Source organism: Actinoplanes sp. NPDC049599 (assembly GCF_044465625.1).
Lineage (GTDB): Bacteria > Actinomycetota > Actinomycetes > Mycobacteriales > Micromonosporaceae > Actinoplanes.
Genome location: NZ_JBITLX010000025.1, coordinates 90,626 through 108,944, shown reverse-complemented (window position 1 = coordinate 108,944; position 18,319 = coordinate 90,626). Strand labels below are relative to the sequence as shown.

Below are 18,319 nucleotides of genomic sequence, written 5' to 3'. Positions count from 1 at the left end.
GCCTCGACATGACCAGTCATCAGCTGCAACTGCTCTTCGTCGACCTGGCCCTGATCCTGCTGCTGGCCCGCGGTCTCGGGTGGCTCTTCGGCCGGATGGGGCAGCCGCCGGTCGTCGGTGAGATCCTCGCGGGCGTCCTGCTCGGCCCCACCCTGCTGCCCGCGGCGATCAGCGGAACCCTGTTCCCCGCCGACGTCCGGATACCGCTGACCGGCATGGCCGCCGTGGGTGTCGCCCTCTTCATGTTCACCGTGGGAGTGGAGATCGACACCGCGGCGCTGCGGGGGCGGGGCCGGATCACGGCTGTCTCGGCCTTCGGGTCCATGGCCCTGCCCTTCCTGCTGGGAGTCGTGCTGGCCCTGTGGCTGGCCCACGAGCACGATCCCCGGCAGCGGGCGGCATTCATCGTGTTCATCGGTCTCTCGGTGTCGGTGACCGCCTTCCCGGTCCTCGCCCGCATTCTGAGCGACCGCGGCCTGTCCGCCACCGCGCTGGGCGCGATCGCGCTGGCCACGGCCGCCGTTGTGGACGTGGTGGCCTGGGCCGCGCTGGCCGGTGTGCAGGCGACCGTCGGCAGGGGCGACGGACCCCGCTGGCCGGTGGTGCTGATGCTGCCGTACGTGGCGTTGATGCTGCTGGTGGTGCGGCCCCTGCTGCGCCGCATGCTGGTGCGGGGCGGCAAAGCCGTACGGCTGGCCGCCCCGGGCACGGCGGTCGCGTTGATCGGGGCGCTGCTGTCGGCGGCGGCGACCGAGGCGATGGGGATGCACTACATCTTCGGCGCCTTCCTCTTCGGCCTGATGATCCCCCGGCAGCACACCGCCCGCCTGCGCACCGAGCTTCTCGAGCGCACCGGGCGGATCACCGCCCTGCTGCTGCCGGTCTACTTCGTGGTGGCCGGCTCCCAGGTCGACCTCAGCCGGCTGCACGGCGGCGACCTGCTGCAGCTCGGGGCGATCCTGCTGGTGGCCGTGGCGGGGAAGTTCGGCGGCGCCTACCTCGCCGCCCGCTCCCAGGGCCTGCCGGCCCGGCCCGCGGCGGCACTCGGTGCGCTGATGAACACCCGGGGCCTGACGGAGCTGGTCATCCTCGACATCGGGCTCCAGCTGAAGCTGCTCGACAGCGGTCTGTACTCCCTCATGGTCGTGATGGCCGTGGTCACCACCGCCATGACGGGGCCCCTGCTGTCCCGCGTGTACGCCAAACCCGTGGAGCTGAACCGGGCCGACGGCAAGCGTGAGCCGGATCCCGCGCCGGCCCTGCCCTGACCACCGTAGAAAGGCGAGACCCATGCAGAACAGCCATGGCGCACAGAGCCGCACCAACACCTACGACGTGGCAATCCTCGGCAGCGGCATGGCCGGCGGCATGCTGGGCGCGGTGCTCGCCCGCAACGGGGTACGGGTGCTGCTGATCGACGCCGGCACCCACCCACGGTTCGCCGTCGGCGAGTCCACCATCCCGTACACCTCGGGCATGACCAGGCTCATCGCCGACCGGTACGGGGTGCCCGAGCTCAAACCGCTCTCCAGTCACAAGGGCATCAGCCGGCAGGTGTCGCGCTACTGCGGTCAGAAACAGAACTTCGGCTTCGTGTACCACCGTGCGGGGGAACGGCAGGACCCGAAGGAGATCAACCAGCTGGTGGTGCCCTCGGCCATCCGCACCGAGACGCACCTGTTCCGGCAGGACATCGACTCGTACCTGTTCCATGTGGCGGTCAAGTACGGTGCCGAGCCGTTGCTGAACACGCGGATCACGGACGTGGACATCGATCCGGACTCCGGAGTGGTGCTCCGCACGGAGCAGGGCCGGGAGTTCCGGGCCGGCTACGTCGTGGACGGCAGCGGATTCCGGTCACCGCTGGCGGAGAAGTTCGCGCTGCGGGAGACGCCCACCTCGGCCCGTACGCACTCCCGGACCCTGTTCACCCACATGATCGGGGTGCGCCCCTTCGACCGGGCGCCGGCGGCACAGCGGCACGACCAGCCCAACCCCTGGCACCACGGCACGTTGCACCACGTCTTCGACGGCGGCTGGCTGTGGGTGATCCCGTTCGACAACCACGCCGACTCGCTCAACCCGCTGTGCAGCGTGGGGCTGACGCTGGACCCGCGGGTCTTTCCCAAGGACGACGCGCCCGCACAGCTCGAGTTCGACGCGTTCCTGCGCCGTTTCCCGCAGATCGAATGGCAGTTCCACGACGCCCGGGCGGTGCGCCCCTGGGTGTCCACCGGCCGGCTGCAGTACTCGGCCAAGCAGGTGGTCGGCGACCGCTTCTGCCTCACCTCGCACGCGGCCGGGTTCATCGACGCGCTGTACTCGCGCGGCCTGACCAACACCCTGGAGGTGGTCAACGCCCTGGGCTGGCGGCTGATCGCCGCCACCCGCGACGGCGACTGGTCGACCGAGCGCTTCGCCTATCTGGAGACGCTCCAGCAGGGCCTCTTCGGCTTCCACGACGACCTGGTCTTCAGCTCCTTCGTGGGCTTCCGGGACTACGAGTTGTGGAACGCGGTGAACCGCACCTGGATGCTGGGCACGATGCTGGGCAACGTCATGCTGGAGGACGCCTACTACCGGTTCACGCGCAGCGGGAACGCCGAGATCCTCCGGGGGCTGGAGGATTCCGCGCACCCCGGCTCCCCGCTGCCGGTGAGCCCGGGCTTCACCGCGATGAGCGCTCTCACCCGGGACCTGTGCGTCCAGGTCGAGGAGGGCTCGCTCGCCCCGCGGGAGGCGGCCGGGCGCATTCTGTCGGTCATCCGGGAAGCCGATTTCATCGCCCCCTCGTTCCGTCTCGGGCACCGCGATTCCCGCTGTTTCGCCATGTCGCCGGCCAAGATGGCGAAGAACGCGGTGTGGGCCCGCCGGGATGCGCCCCCGGAGATCGGCTCCCGAATGATCAATGCGAGCAAGGGCCTGGTGCGGATGCGCCTGATGGGCGGATAGCACATGACTGCGCATTCAGATCGTGATCCCGCCGACCTCATCGCCGTCGTCGGAATGGCCGGGCGTTTTCCCGGTGCGCCGGACACGGAAAGCCTGTGGCAGCTGCTGATGTCCGGCGGCGATGCGATCGGCCCGGTTCCGGCGGACCGCTGGGACGCCGGCGAACAGCCCGATCCCGAGCTGCGGATCCAGGGGGTCGGCGGCTTCCTGGACTCGGTGGACCGCTTCGACGCCGCCTTCTTCGGCATCTCACCGCGCGAGGCGGCCGCCATCGACCCGCAGCAGCGCCTGCTGCTCGAGGTCGGCTGGCGCGCCTTCGAGGACGCCGGGCAGCGAGCCTCGGACCTGGTCGGCTCCCGGACGGGCGTGTACGTCGGCGCCTCCTGGCACGACTACGAGCTGCTCCGCGCCGACCGGGGCGCCCGCCCCACCCCGCACAGTCTGGTGGGCAACGCCCTGGACGTCATCGCCGCCCGCTTCTCGTACGTCTTCGGCCTGCGCGGTCCCAGCATGACGGTGGAGACCGGCTGTTCGTCCTCGCTCGTCGCCCTGCACCTGGCCGTCCAGGCGCTGCGGCAGGGCGAGATCGACGCCGCCGTGGTCGGGGCGACCAATCTCATGCTGGACCCGCACGTGACGGTGGGCCTGACCCACTTCGGCGCCCTGTCCCCGGACGGCCGCTGCAAGACCTTCTCCGCGGCGGCGAACGGCTTCGTGCGCGGCGAGACGGTCGCCGCGCTGTACGTGAAGACGCTGCGCCGGGCCCTGGCCGACGGCGACCGCATCCACGGCGTCGTGCTCCGTACGGTCGTCAACAACGACGGTGGCGGCGAGAGCCTCGTGACGCCGAGCCCGGCGGGGCAGGAGGACCTGCTGCGCCAGGCCTACGGCGGACCACTGCCACCGGGAGCACCGGCGTACGTCGAGGCGCACGGGACGGGCACCGGCCGCGGCGACCCGATCGAGGTGACCGCGCTCGGGCGGGTCCTGGGCCGGGACCGGGGCGACGAGCCGCTGCTGGTCGGCTCCATCAAGACCAACATCGGCCACCTCGAGGCCGGCGCGGGCATGGCCGGACTGATCAAGCTGCTCCTGGCGCTGCGCCACCGGACGCTGCCGCCGAGCCTGCACGCGGAGGAGCTGAACCCCGACATCCCGTTCGAGGAACTGGGTGTCCGGGTGGTGCGCGAACCGGTGACCCTGCCCGCGTCCGGTCCCCTGTACCTCGGCGTCAACTCCTTCGGCTGGGGCGGAACCAACGCTCACGTGGTGGTGACCGGCCCGCCCGAGCAGCAGCCGGCCGCGCACCCGGCGGACCCGGACCGGGCGAGCCACGCCGAACTGCCGGTGTTCGTCCCGCTGTCGGCCCGGGACCCGGCGGCACTGGCCGAGCGGGCCCGGCAGCTGACCGACTGCGTTCCGCGGACTCCGGCCGGCGTCGGCGCCCTGGCCGGCGCCCTCGCGTGGCGCCGCGACCACTTCCCGCTCCGTGCCGCGTTGACCGTCGCCGAGCCCGACCGGCTGCGCACGGCCTTGTCCGGCGTCGCCGCCGCGGCCGACCGCGGCGCCCGATTCACCGAGGCGGCCGGCGAGCTGCCCGGCGTGGTGGTGGGACGCGCACGCCCGCACCGGCGCACCGCCTTCGTCTTCCCCGGGCAGGGTTCGCAGTGGCTGGGCATGGGCCGCGAACTCTTCCGGGACGTCATGCCGTTCGCGGAGGTGATCCACCGCTGCGCCAAGGCCCTCGAACCGCACGTCGACTGGGACCTCACCGCCGTCTTCGCCGACGGCACCGACGACTTCTGGACGACCCGCATCGACGTCCTGCAGCCCACGCTGTGGGCCATGTCCCTGGGGCTCGCCGAGCTGTGGCGGGCCGCCGGGGTGGAGCCCGACGTCGTGCTCGGCCACAGCCAGGGCGAGATCACCGCGGCCACCTTCGCCGGGATCCTGTCGTACGAGGACGCCGCGCTGGTGACCGCCCGGCGCAGCGCGATCGCCCGGCGCACGTCGGGCCGGGGCCGGATGCTCGCGGTCGACCTGGACCGGGACGCCGCGCAGGCGGCCCTGGAGGGCTTCACGGACAGTGTGGCCCTCGCCGTGCACAACGGGCCCCGGGCATGCGTGCTGTCCGGCGGCGAGGACTCGGTGCTCGTGCTCAAGGAACTGCTGGAGGCGGAGGGCACGTACTGCAGGCTGGTCAACGTCGACTACGCCTCCCACAGCCCGCAGATGGACGAGCTGCGTCCGGACCTGCTGCGGGCTCTGGCGCCCAGCCGGCCCGGGACCGGGACCGTCGCACTGATGTCCACGGTGTACGGCCGCGTGCTCGACGGGCCGGAGATGGACGCCGCGTACTGGGCGGAGAACCTGCGCCGACCCGTGCTGTTCGCCGATGCCATGAACGCCCTCTTCGACGAGGACGTCACCCACGTCGTGGAGATCAGCCCGCACCCGGTGCTGACCCCGGCCATGGAGCAACTGGCCGCACTGCGCCCCGAACCGCCCGCGGTGCTCACCACGATCCGCCGCGACCAGGGCGACCGGGCGGCGCTCACGCTGGCCCTGGCCCGTGGCTACGTCGCCGGGCTCGAGCCGTTCGGTGGGCTGTCCCGGCACGCGCACGCCCGGGTGCCGGGCTACCCGTTGCGGCCGGAAAGCCACTGGGTTCCGCGCCGCTCCCGCCGTTCGGGCGCCGTCCGCGGCCTCGCCGCGCAGCTGTCCCCCGTGCCGGGGGTGGCCGGGACCTGGCACGGGCCGCTGGAGCTGTCGGTGACGGACCAGCCGTGGCTGGGCGACCACCGCGTGCACGACACCTCCGTACTGCCGGCCGCGGCGGTCCTGGCCCTCGCCGTCGGCGCGGCACGCGCCCGGATGCGTTCGGCGGTGCCGCGGCTGACGGACGTCGCGTTCCGCGGGGAGGTCGCACTGTCGGAGCAGCCCACCCGGCTCACCGTCGAGTGGCGCGCGGACCGCGCCGACGGCGGGCGCTTCCGGCTGCTGACGCTGCCCGAGGGCGGTGGCGCGTGGCAGGTTGCCGCGGAGGCGCGGGCGTACGGATGGGCCGACGTGACGGAGACCCCCGCGTTCCCGGAGTGGGCGGCGCAGGCCGAGCCGACGCAGTCCGGGGCGTTCTACCGCCGGTGGAGCGAGCGCGGCCTGAGCTACGGCCCGGCCTTCAGAGGCATCCGGCGGCTGTACCCCGGCCCCGACGGACAGGCCCTGGGCGAGATCGTCCTGCCCGACGCGCTGCGCGAGACCAACCGGCCGGCCGGACTGCACCCGGCCCTGTGGGACTCGGCCCTGCAGGTGGCCCTCACCCTGTGCGAGAACGTGGGCGGGCAGGCCGCCCTGGTGCCCACCGCGCTGCGCGGCCTGCGGCTGCTGGGCGCGACCGGCGAGCCCGTGACGGCCGGGTGGTCGCACGCCGTCCGGCATCACGACGGAAGCCTCGACATCCGCCTCTTCGATGCCGACCGGGCACCGCTGATGGCGCTCGACGGACTGCGGCTCGAACCGCTGCCCGGTGGCGGCGACACGGACGACTCCTCGGACCGGCTGCACCACCTCGCCTGGCTGGATCTGACCGACTCCGCCACCGACGGCTCCCGGGAGAACACCGGCGCGGCCGTGCGGGCGCGATGGGTCGTGTGCGGCACCGGCCCGGATGAGGAGGCGCTGGCCGCGGCGTTGTCGGCGGCCGGGGTCGAGGCCGGCGTGGTCACCGGCACCGACGGTGAGCCGCTGGCCGGTGCCCGGGATGCCGCGGGCGTGGTCTTCCTCGCTCCGCGCGCCGGGGACGGGCCGCGGGCGCAGCAGGACGGTCTGAGCCGGCTCGCCGACGTGGTGCGGGCCTGCGCGGCGCTCGGTGAACCGCCTCGGCTGGCCGTCGTGACCAGAGGTGCCCAGGCGGTGACCGCCTCGGACCTGCCCGATCCCGGTGCGGCCCCGTACTGGGGCTTCGCCCGGGTGCTCCGGCGGGAACACGGGGAACTGACGCCGCGCGTGGTCGACGTGGCCGCCGATGCCGCCGGCTGGGCCGGGCCCTGCGCCACGGAACTGCTCACCGACGACGGCGAGGACCAGGTGGCACTGCGTCAGGGGCGGCGGTTCGGCGCGCGTCTGGCCCGCGGTTCCGTGCCGGAGGAGCGGCTTGCCGCCCTGCCTGTGCCGCGTACCCGGCCGCAGCCGTTCCGCTGGGCCGGCATCGCCCCCGACGGCGGCAGCCGGTATGTGCCGCTGACGCGGCGCGCTCCGCGATCCGGCGAGGTGGAGATCGAAGTGTCCGCCGTGCTGGTCGAGCCCGGCGCGGCGACGGCCACCGGGCGCGGGGGCGAGATGCCGACGCCGGGCCACGCGTGCACGGGCCGGGTCGTGGCCGTCGGCCCGGACGTCACCAGCCCCGCACCGGGGGACCGCGTGGCCGCCCTGGCCACGGGGGCAGTGGCGACGCACGTGACGGTACGCGCCGACCACACCCGGCCGGTGCCCGATGACTGGACGGACCCGGACGCCGCGGCGCTCCCGCTGGCCCTGACCACCGCCTGGTACGCGCTGTCCCACGTGGCCCGCCTCGACGCGTCCGAGACGGTGCTGATCCGCTGCGAGCGCGGGACAGCCGGTCCGGCGGCGGTGCAGGTGGCCCGGGAGCTGGGCGCCCGGGTCTTCGCCACCGCACAGGACGCGGACCAGCTCGAGGCCCTGCGCGAGCTGGGCGTCACGCAGGCGTACGAGGCGCGGGACCCGTCCTGGATCGACGCCGTACGCGCAGCCACCGATGACCGTGGCGTGGACGTGGTCCTGGGCACGGCGACCGGGCCCGATCTCGAGTACGGTCTTGCCGCGCTGGCCGAGGACGGCCGTCTGATCGTGCTCGGGCAGCCGACGGACGACGGCCCGGACACGGCGGACGGTGGCCGGCTCGACGCGGCGCAACTCGCTCGCGGCGTCAGCGTGTCAGGGGTGGACGCAGTGCGGCTGCTGCACCGTGCGCCCGCGCGGATGGCGCAGGCCCTCCGGTCCGGCTGGGACCTGCTGGCCGCGGGGAGGATCAGACCCGTTCCCGTCCGCACCGCCCTCTTCGGCCGGGCCGGAGAGGCGGTCAGCGCTCCACAAGCGTGCGTCCTGACGGACCCGGGAAGCGTCGAGCAGGTGGCGGCGCAGGTGCTGCCCGGCGGCCGGTTCCGCGCCGACGGCACCTACGTGATCAGCGGCGGCCTCGGCGCGCTGGGCCTGTCGCTGGCGGAGTTCCTGGCCGCGCACGGGGCCGGCGCGCTCGTCCTGCTGGGCCGGTCGGCGCCGGCTGCCCGGGCGGCCACCCGGACGGCGGCCCTGCGGGCGGCGGGCACGGTCGTCGAGACGGTGCGCGGCGACGTGACCGACCTGCCGGCGCTCCGGGCCGCCCTCGAGCCCGTACGCGCCGGGCTGCCCCCGATCCGCGGGGTCTTCCACGCGGCCGGGGTGCTGAACGACGCCACCATCGCCACCGTCACGCCGGAGCAGTTCGCGGACGTCCTCGGGCCCAAGGTGGCCGGCGCCCACCACCTCCAGACCGTCACGGCCGACGATCCGCTGGACTGCTTCGTGCTGGTCTCCTCGGCCGCGGCGCTGTTCGGCAACGCGGGGCAGGCGGCGTACGCGGCGGCCAACGCCGGTCTCGACGCCTTCGCGGAGTCCCGCCGGCGGCGTGGCCTGCCCGCGCTGAGCCTGCAGCTGGGCCCGGTCACGGACGTCGGCCTGGCCGCCGAGGACGCCCGGCGGGGAGCGCGCCTCGCCGAGCGCGGCATGGGCGGCGTCACCACCGGGCAGGCCTGGCCCGCGCTGCTGCGGATGCTGCGGCGGGGCGACGTCGTGACCGGCTATGTGCCACTGGAGGTCAGGCAGTGGTTCGACGCCTATCCCGAGACAGCCGCCTGCGGGAGCTGGCAATGGTTGCGCGAAGCGGCCGACCCGGACCGGGCCCCCGGGGCGCACGCCGCGGAGTTCCGTGACCTGCTGGCGCGCACGGTGGCCGGGGAGCGGCCCCGGCTGGTCGAGGGCCGGATCCGGGAACTGGCGGCGCGGGTGCTGGGCATGGAACCCGACGGCGTCGGCCCGGAGACGCCCTTCAGGGCCCTCGGTCTCGACTCGCTGATGAGTCTGGAACTGCGCAACCGGCTGGAGGAGGCGTTCGGGCTGCGGCTCTCACCGACGCTCCTGTGGGCGTACGGCACCCCGGAAACGCTGGCCGGGGCCCTGGCCGGGCAACTGACCACCACAGCGGACACCTGAACCAGGCTGCGCAGTCCCTGACCCCACCCCGTCGGACCCGATCACGAGGGAACCGGTTCATGGCTCAGAACACCACCGGCACGCCCGGCGAGCAGACCCCGCTCACCCGCGCCCTGCGGACCATCAGGACGCTGCGGGAGCAACTGGAGAACCAGCAGGGCCGGCAACCGATCGCCGTGGTCGGTGTCGGGTTGCGGCTGCCCGGCGGCATCAGCACCCTCGGCGCGTACTGGGAGGCGCTGGCGGCGGGCCGCGACCTCGTCGGCTCCTTGCCGGCCGGACGCGAGGGCCCCTTCGCCGACGACTGGGCGGGGCTGCCCCGGCGTGGTGGCTTCCTCGACGGCGACGTGCTGGACTTCGACGCCGAGTTCTTCGGCATCAGTCCCCGCGAGGCCCGCCATCTCGACCCCCAGCACCGGCTGCTGCTCGAGGTGACCTGGGAAGCCCTGGAGAACGCCGGCATCCCCGCGACCACGCTCGGCTCGGCCGGGATGTACCTCGGTGTCATGTGGCAGGACTACCGGGACTGGCTGGAGGCGGAGCCGGACGCGTACGCGACCACGGGCAACGGCCACAGCTTCGCGGCCGGCCGCATCGCCTATGCGCTCGGCCTGCGGGGTCCCGCCGTCGCGGTGGACACCGCCTGCTCCTCCTCCCTCGTCGCGGTGCACCTGGCGGTGCAGGCGCTGAACCGCGGCGAGTGCGACATCGCGTTCGCCGCGGGTGTCAACCTCATCCTGTCCCCCCGGTCGATGCGGCTGGTGCAGCAGACGCGTTCGCTCGCCCCCGACGGCCTGTGCAAGACCTTCGACGCCCGCGCCAACGGCTTCGTCCGCGGGGAAGGCTGCGGCGCCGTCGTCCTCAAGCGCCTGGATCACGCTCTGCGCGACGGTGACCGGGTGCATGCCGTCCTGCACGGCACGGCGGTCAACCAGGACGGCCGCTCCGGCGGGTTCACCGCACCCAACGTGCTGTCTCAGGTCTCGCTGATCGAGACGGCTCTGGACCGGGCCGGCCTGGAGCCGAAGGACATCGGCTATGTGGAGGCCCACGGCACGGGTACCGCGCTGGGCGACCCGATCGAACTGGAGGCGCTGGCCACCGCGCTCGGCCGCCGCAACGGCGGCGCCCCGTTGCCCGTCGGCGCGGTGAAACCGAACCTCGGGCACCTGGAGGGCGCGGCCGGGGTGGCGGGCCTGGTCAAGGCCATGCTGTGCGTGCACCGCCGGCAGGTGCCGCCACTGGTCAACTTCCGCACCCTCAATCCGCGCATCGACCTGTCCGGGACCCGGATCACGGTGCCGGAGCGGCTGCTGGACTGGCCGGCCGGGACCGGCCGGTACGCCGGGGTGAGCTCGTTCGGGATGAGCGGCACCAACGCTCATGTGGTGCTGGGCCCGGCACCGGAGCGGACGGCAACCGCGATCACCCCGGTCACCGGCTTCGACATCTCGGCGCACACCGCCGGCGCGCTGCGCGAGCTGGCCGCCCGGTACGCCGACCACCTCGCAGCCGCCGGCGAGAGGGCCGAGCCGGCCGAGTACGCGGCGTTCGCCCGTACGGCCACCGACGGACGGGCCCCGCTCCCGGTGAGCGCCCGCATCATGGCGCCGGACCCGACCACCGCGCAGGCCGCTCTTCGCGCTCTCGCCGCCGACGAGCCACACCCTGCCGTCGGCCCCGGCCGGACGGAGCCCGCCGACGCCGAAGCGGGGACAACCGCCGCACCTCGTCACGTGGTGGATCTGCCGTCGTATCCGTGGCAGCGCCGGCGGTACGCACCCGCCCGGCCGTCCTCGGCGTCCGCCGATCCGGCCGGCAGCGGCCTGCCCGTGGCGCACGAGGTGGGGTGGGAGACGGCCGAGCCGGGCGACGCGGACCTCGACGCCCGGTTCGTGGTGGCAGGCGACGACGACGAGCTGCGCGGTCTGCTGGTGGCCGAGGCCGCGGCACGCGGGCAGCGGGGCACAGTCCTCGCCCCGGCCCCGGTGGCGGTTCCGACGGGCTGGGTCTGTGGCCCGTTGCCGGCCACCGCCGAGGAGTGGGCGGAGTTCTGGGCCACGGCGGCGGACGCCGCGCCGACCTCCGTGCTGCTGGTGCCGGCCGCCCCCGCTGTGCCGGGAACGCTCGCCGAGGCCGCCGGCATCCCCGAGACCGTCGCCGCCACCGCGCGGCTCTGCGCGGCCGTCACCGGCGCGGTCAGCGCACTGGCGCAAGCGGGCGGGGCGCACCGGGCCTATGTTCTGACCGCCGGCGTGCTGCGCGTCGACACGCCGGAACAGACGGCGCTGACCGGCCACGGACCGCTGCACGGTCTCGCGCCGGTGCTCGGGCTCGAACTCGGCTCGGCCTGGGGCGGCGTCGTCGACCTTCCGGCCGTCCCCGGGCCGCAGGACGCACGGACGGCGCTGGACTTCACCGCGGCGCAGACCCGCTCCGCCGCGCACACCGGGGTGGTCCTCGAGGACACCGCGGCGGTACGCGCGGGCGTGGTGCGCGTGCCCCGGCTCCGTGCCGCGCCCGGCCATCACCCGCGGCTCCCGGTACGCGGCGACGCCACCTATGTGGTCACGGGCGGGCTCGGCGCCGTGGGGCGGGAGCTGACGGCCGAGCTGGCCGACCGCGGAGCGCGGCACCTCCTGCTGGTCGGCCGGCGCGCGGAGGTGGATCTCCCGGCGGAGGGGGCAGCGTTGCTGGCCGGACTGCGCGCCGCCGGTGTGGCGGTCGGCTACCAGGGCGGCGGCGCGGACACGCCGGAGGCGCTCGCGACGATCGACACGGCCCTCGCCGGGATGCCGCCGGTGGCGGGCATCGTGCACGCCGCCGGAAGTCTCCGGCGCAGTCCGGCCCCGGATGTCACGGCCGGGGACTTCGCCGCCGCGCTGAGCGCGAAGGCCGGGGCGGCCTGGTGGCTCCACCTCGCCTTCGCCGACCGGCCCCTGGACTTCTTCGTCATGGTCTCCTCGGTGTCCGCGCTGTGGGGCACCGAGGAGTGTGCGGCCTACTCCGCGGCCAACGGGGCTCTCGACGCGCTCGCGGCCCACCGCGCCGGCCTCGGCCTGCCGGCGGTGAGCCTGGCGTACGGCCCCTGGGCGCTGGCCGGAGCCGGGATGGCCGACGACGCCTCGCGGGAGCGGTTCGCGCGCCTGGGTGTCGCGGCGCTCACTCCCGCGGCCGGCCGGGCCGCGCTGACCGCCGCGACGGACTCACCCGCCGGGCACATCGTGGCCTGCCCGCTCGACCTGCCCCGGCTGGCCGGCGTGCTGTCCGGGCTGCGGCCCCGCGGTCTGCTCGCCGGCGCGGCCGGGTCCCGGGGGCCCGCTCCCGCGGCGAACGGCGCCGCTCAGCCGGCCGCCGAGAGCGAGCCGTCCGTCCGGGCCGAGCTGGCTACGCTGCCGCCGAGCGCTCTCCCGGACGCCGTCCGTTCGCAGGTGCTCCGGCTGGTCGCGGCGCAGCTGGGGCACTCCGATGCCGCGGCGCTGCGTACCGACGTCGGACTCCTCGATCTGGGGCTCGATTCGATCATGGCCGTGGACCTGGCCGCCCGGCTCTCCGGCGCCTTCGGCACCCCCGTGCAGGCGGCGGACGTCTTCGACCTGCCGACCGTGGACGAGCTGAGCGGGCATCTGCTGCGGCGCCTGCGGGAGGAGCGGACCGGTTCCGGCCCGGACGACGGCCGGACCCGTGCGGTGCTCCCTGCCGAGCCGATACCCGTACGCGCGGACGCGGGTCTCGCCCCTGAGGCGGCGGCGCCCGCCGTCCTGACACCGCCGCCCCCGCCCGGCGGTGGCCTGCCCATCGCCATCGTGGGCATGGCGGGCCGTTTCCCGGGTGCCGACTCCGTGGCGGAGCTGTGGGAGCTGCTGAGCGAGGGCCGCGACGGCGTGACGACGGTGCCCGATGGCCGCTGGGACCGGACGGTCTTCACCACCGACCAGGGTGGCTTCCTCAACGGGATCGACCTGTTCGACGCCGCCTTCTTCGACATCCCGGCACGGGAGGCGGAGCACCTCGATCCCCAGCAACGGCTGCTGCTGGAGTCGTCGTGGCACGCGCTGGAGGACGCCCGGATCGATCCGCGGACACTCCACGGCTCCCGTACGGGTGTGTTCACCGGCATCAGCTACGCCGACTACGCCCGGCTCCTGGCGCGCGGCGGACCCGAGCGGGTCGACGCCTACTACAGCACCGGCACCGCACTGAACGCGGCCGTGGGGCGCATCGCCTTCACGCTGGGGCTGCGCGGCCCGGCGATGGCGGTCGACACGGCCTGCTCGTCCTCGCTGGCCGCGCTGCACCTGGCGGTCCGCTCGCTGCGCTCCGGCGAGACCGACCTCGTGCTCGCCGGCGGGGTCAACGCACTGCTCGACCCGCTGTCGTCGGTGGCGGTCAGCCGGGCCCACATGCTCTCCCCGGACGGCCGATGCCGGACCTTCTCCGCCGGTGCCAACGGATTCGTCCGCTCGGAGGCCTGCGGGGTCCTGGTCCTGAAGCGGTGGGAGGACGCCCGCCGGGACGGCGACCGCGTCCTGGCGCTGATCCTCGGCAGCGCCGTCGGCCAGGACGGCGCCTCGTCGGGGCTGACCGCTCCCCACGGCCGGGCCCAGGAGGAGATGCTCGCGGCCGCCCTGGCCGACGCGGGCGTCGACGGCGCACAGGTGTCCTATCTGGAGGCCCACGGCACCGGCACGGCACTGGGCGACCCCGTCGAGCTGCGCGCCGCCTGGCGGGTCCTGGGCCCGGGACGCGACCCCGGGAGACCGCTGCGGGTGGGCTCGATCAAGTCCAACCTCGGTCACTGCGAGTCGGCGGCGGGCGTCGTCGGCGTCATCAAGACCGTGCTGGCGCTGCGGCACGGCGTCATCCCCGCCAATCTGCACTTCGACGCGCCGAACCCGCTGGTGCCCTGGGCCGACATGAACCTCCGGGTGGTGGACACCCCCCTCGCCTGGCCCGCGGGTGACGAACCACGCGTCGCCGGGGTCTCCGGGTTCGGCTTCACCGGCACCAACGCGCACGTCGTCCTCGCCGAGGTCCCCGGCGGCGAACGACCCGTCACGCCCGACGATGACGAGCCGTTGCTGGTGCCGCTGTCCGCGCCGGACGCGACGGGCCTGGAGCGCCTCGGCAATGCCTGGGAGCGCTGGCTCAAGGACGCTCCGGAGGCAGCTGTCGCCCCCGCCGCGGCCACTGCCGGCGCCGGACGCGCGCACATGACGTACCGGCGGGCGTTGCTCGGCCGCGACCGGACGCAGCTGCTGAAGGCGCTGCGCGGCGCACCGGCCCCGGCGCGGCCGGCGGGCCGGCCCCGGATCGCCTTTCTCTTCTCCGGTCAGGGCAGCCAGTACTACGGCATGGGTCGTCAGCTGTACGAGACCGAGCCGGTCTACCGCGAGGTCTTCGACGCCTGCGACCGGGTGCTGGCCCCGGCGCTCGGCGCCTCGCTGGCCGACCTGACGCTGTACGGCACGGACCCCGCGCGGCTCGACGAGACGAGGGTGACCCAGCCCGCCCTGGTGACGCTCGAACTCGCCCTCGCCGCCCTGTGGGAGTCCTGGGGCGTGACGCCGGTGGCGGTCATCGGACACAGCGTGGGTGAGATCGCCGCCGCGGTGTCCGCCGGGGTGCTCGACCGGGCCGCCGGTCTCGAACTGATCGCCCACCGGGCCGGGCTCATGCAGCGCACCGAGCGCGGCGCCATGCTCGCCGTGGCCGCGCCCGAGGAACAGGTGCGGGAGTGGATCGCGGGCCACGAGCTGGATGTCGCGGCGATCAACGGCCCCGGGGCCACTGTGGTGTCGGGCGCACCCGACGAGATCTCCCGGCTGACGAGCGCGCTCAAGGAGCGAGGCGTCCGCGTGAGCCCGCTGCGAGTGTCCCACGCCTTCCACTCCCGGCTGCTCGACCCGGCGCTGCCGGAACTCACCGAACGCCTGCGGCAGCTGGAATTCCGGGCGCCGCAGCTGCCGCTGGTGTCGAACGTGACGGGGCAGTTCGCCGGTGCCGGCACGTACGACGCGGAGTACTGGAGCCGGCATGCCCGCGGTCCGGTGCGGTTCCACGACGGCCTGCGGCAGCTGGCCGGGATCGACATCGACTTCTGCCTGGAGATCGGACCCGACCGGACCCTGGTCAACCTCGCGCGGTCCGGCGGCCGGCTGCCGGCGGAAGGGCTAACGGCCTCGTTGCGGCGGGGCGCGGCCGACCGCCTGTCCCTGCTGACCGCCGCCAAGGCCCTGTACGAGCGCGGGCACGACCTGGCCTGGGACCGGATCTACCCCTGGCACAGCCGGCCACGCGGCGAGGCGCCGCACTACCCCTTCGCCAGGACCCGGCACTGGACGCCGCTCCCCGCGACCCCGGACCCGGCGCCCACGCCGGCACCCGGTTCCTCGCCCGCGGGCCCTGCCTGGGGCACCGAGTTGCGTTCCCCCGCCCTGCGCGGGCGCGTCTTCGCCACCGAGCGGAGCACGGCGTACCCGCCGCACCTGACCGATCACCGGCTCTTCGGCACGGTCTCGGTGCCCGGCGCCTCTCAGACCGCCACCGTGCTGTCCGCGCTGGGCGCCGGGGGCACCCCGGTCACACTGGAGGACCTGCACTTCCCGCGCGCGCTCGTCCTGCACGACGGCGAGCGCTACGAGCTCCAGCTCATCGACGTCCCGGGCGACGACGGTTCCCGCACGGTGAGCGTGCGGAGCCTGGTCGACGCCGAACACGACCGCTGGCAGGAGCACCTGGCGGCCCGGGTCGCCGAGGACCACCCGGCCGGGGACCGGCGCCCGCCCGACCGCGAGACCTTCACCGCGGCCGCGACCCGGCGCCTGAGCGGCCCCGACTTCTACCGGCGCCTGCACTCCCTCGGTTACCACCTGGGCCCGTCCTTCCGGTGGATCGCCGAGGCCTGGATCCACGGCGATGACGCCCTCATCCGGTTCGCGGAGCCGGACCGGATGAACGAGGATCCCGCCGGCTACGAGATCCATCCCGGGCTGCTGGACTCCTGTCTGCAGAGCGCGGTGGTCTTCGCGGTGGGCGAGGGGAACGGGGATACCGAGGCCGGGGAGCTGGCCGTTCCGTTCGCGGCCGCGCGGCTGACCTTCCCGGGACGACCCTGCGGCGACCGTGAGCTCTGGGGGCATGTGCGGGCGGTGCGGCAGCGCGGCAGAGACGACTTCCGGCAGGTCGAGTCCGCGGATCTGCACCTGTTCGACGCGGCCGGTACGACCGTGCTCACTGTGGACGGATTCCGTTTCCGCTCCGCGCCCCGTGCTCTGCTGCAGCGCTCGCTGCGCCGCGGTGTGCCGCACGCCTACGACCTCACCTGGGTGCCGGACCCGTCTGCCGCAAGCGAAGCCGTCGAGCCGGACGGCCCGGCGCGCGGGCTCCAGGTGGCGCTGCTCGGCGGCGAGGAGCACACCGGACGCGCGGTGCGCGCCGCGCTCACCCGGCTCGGACATCGCGTGAGCGCGGCGACCGGGCGGGAACTGGCCGGGCCGGGCACCGATGTCGTCCTCGACGCCCGCTTCTGCGCCCCGCCGGCCGGGGCGGGGTCGCTCCCGGACGCGGCCCTGACGGCGGCCTGGCAACTCACCGAGGCGCTGCGGGCGGCACCGGCGGACGTCCCGTACGCGGTGCTCGGGTCGACGGTGCAGGAGGCCGACTCCGCACCGGTGCGGGACGCGCTGTACGGACTGGTCGCCTCCCTGGCTGCCGAGCAGCCCGGCCGCCGGTTGCTGCGGATCACCCTGGCCGACGGCTGGGACGGCGCCGCGCTCGCCGGCGTACTCACCCGGTCGGTGGTCTCCGAGCAGGCCGCCCCCGTGCTCCGGGTTGGTGCCGGCGGGGTGCACACCGCCCGGCTGGTGCCCCATCGCGCCGCCGACGAACCCACCGAGCCCGGCGCCGGGGCAACGGGCGCGGCGCTGATCACGGGTGGTCTCGGCGCGCTGGGCCTGAGCAGCGCCGCCTTCCTGGCCCGCCGCGGAGTGCGCGCCATCACCCTCATGGCCCGGTCGGCCCCCGATGCCACCGCGCGGGCCGCCATCGCCGGCCTGGCCGCGGACGGGGTGCTCGTGGAGGTGGTGCGGGGCGACGTGACCGATCCCGGCGCCTGCCGTACGGCGGTGGCCACCGCGGCCCGCCACGCTCCCCTGCGGACCGTGCTGCACCTGGCGGGGGCCATCGACGACCACGCCTTCGAACGACAGACCCACGCGTCCTTCGAGACGGTGTTCGCCCCGAAGGCCCGGGGTGCCGTGGAGTTGTACCGGGCGCTGCGCGACCACCGGCTGGACGCCTTTGTGCTCTACTCGTCGGCGTCGGCCGTGCTGGGCTCGCCGGGGCAGACGAACTATGCGGCGGCCAACGGCTTCCTCGCCGGCCTGGCCGAGTGGCTGCGCTCCCGCGGAGTGCCCGCGGTCAGCGTCGCCTGGGGGCCGTGGGTGCCCCGCTCGCAGGGCGGTCTGGCCGCCGACGGCGCCGCCCGGCGAGCCGCCGACCGCCGGGGAATCCGTCCGCTGGCCGACACGGAGGCCGAGGACCTGCTCGGCCTGGTGTTGGGCGGGCGACGGTCCCGGATGGTCGCGGTCGCGCTCGACCCGGGGACGGCCGGCCATCCCGTGACGGCGCTGCTCGCCCCACCGGCAGAACGGCGGACGGCGGCCGGGACCGCACCGGAACGGGGATGGCTGCGCAGTGCCCTCGACGCGCTGGCGTCGCCGGACCGCCGGGCCCTGCTCCTGCGCATCCTTCGGTCGATGACCGGCGAGGTGCTCGGCGAGGACGTGCCGGTCGATCCCGACCTGGGCTTCGGCGACCTGGGCGTCGACTCGATCATGGCCATCGACCTGCGGGACCGGCTGGCCCGGGCGCTGGGCCGCGACCTGCCCGCCACGGTGGCGTTCGACCACCCCAGCGTCTCCGGGCTCGCCGGGCACGTCCTGGGACTGCTCTACCCGGCGCCGGACGATGACCGTGCGGCGCGCCCACGGCCCGAACCGTCCGACGACGCCCTTGGCGAGCTGTCGTTCGACGAGCTCCTGAGCACCGTCCAGGCGGACGTGTCGGCAGATACGGCAGGAGAGAGATGAGGCCG

At 74.8% G+C, this 18,319-nt stretch carries 4 protein-coding genes; all 4 read left to right on the top strand.

All coding sequences use genetic code 11. The features are described from left to right. Positions 1-8 precede the first annotated feature (8 nt). From ACIBQZ_RS33065 to ACIBQZ_RS33050, 4 genes are read left to right on the top strand one after another with little or no spacing between them, the layout of a single operon-like run. Positions 9-1,268: a cation:proton antiporter gene (locus ACIBQZ_RS33065; protein WP_396092761.1), complete on the top strand. Its 1,260-nt coding sequence runs from the start codon at positions 9-11 to the stop codon at positions 1,266-1,268. Between the two features lie 22 nt (positions 1,269-1,290). Continuing rightward, positions 1,291-2,952 carry an NAD(P)/FAD-dependent oxidoreductase gene (locus ACIBQZ_RS33060; protein ID WP_396092760.1) on the top strand — a complete coding sequence of 554 codons (1,662 nt, stop codon included), beginning with the start codon at positions 1,291-1,293 and terminating at the stop codon, positions 2,950-2,952. Positions 2,953-2,955: 3 nt separating this feature from the next. Beyond that, positions 2,956-9,222: an SDR family NAD(P)-dependent oxidoreductase gene (locus ACIBQZ_RS33055; protein WP_396092759.1), complete on the top strand. Its 6,267-nt coding sequence runs from the start codon at positions 2,956-2,958 to the stop codon at positions 9,220-9,222. A gap of 59 nt (positions 9,223-9,281) precedes the next feature. Then, a complete protein-coding gene (locus ACIBQZ_RS33050) occupies positions 9,282-18,314 on the top strand; it encodes an SDR family NAD(P)-dependent oxidoreductase (protein WP_396092758.1) in 9,033 nt (3,010 codons plus the stop codon). The last annotated feature ends 5 nt before the right edge of the window (positions 18,315-18,319 follow it).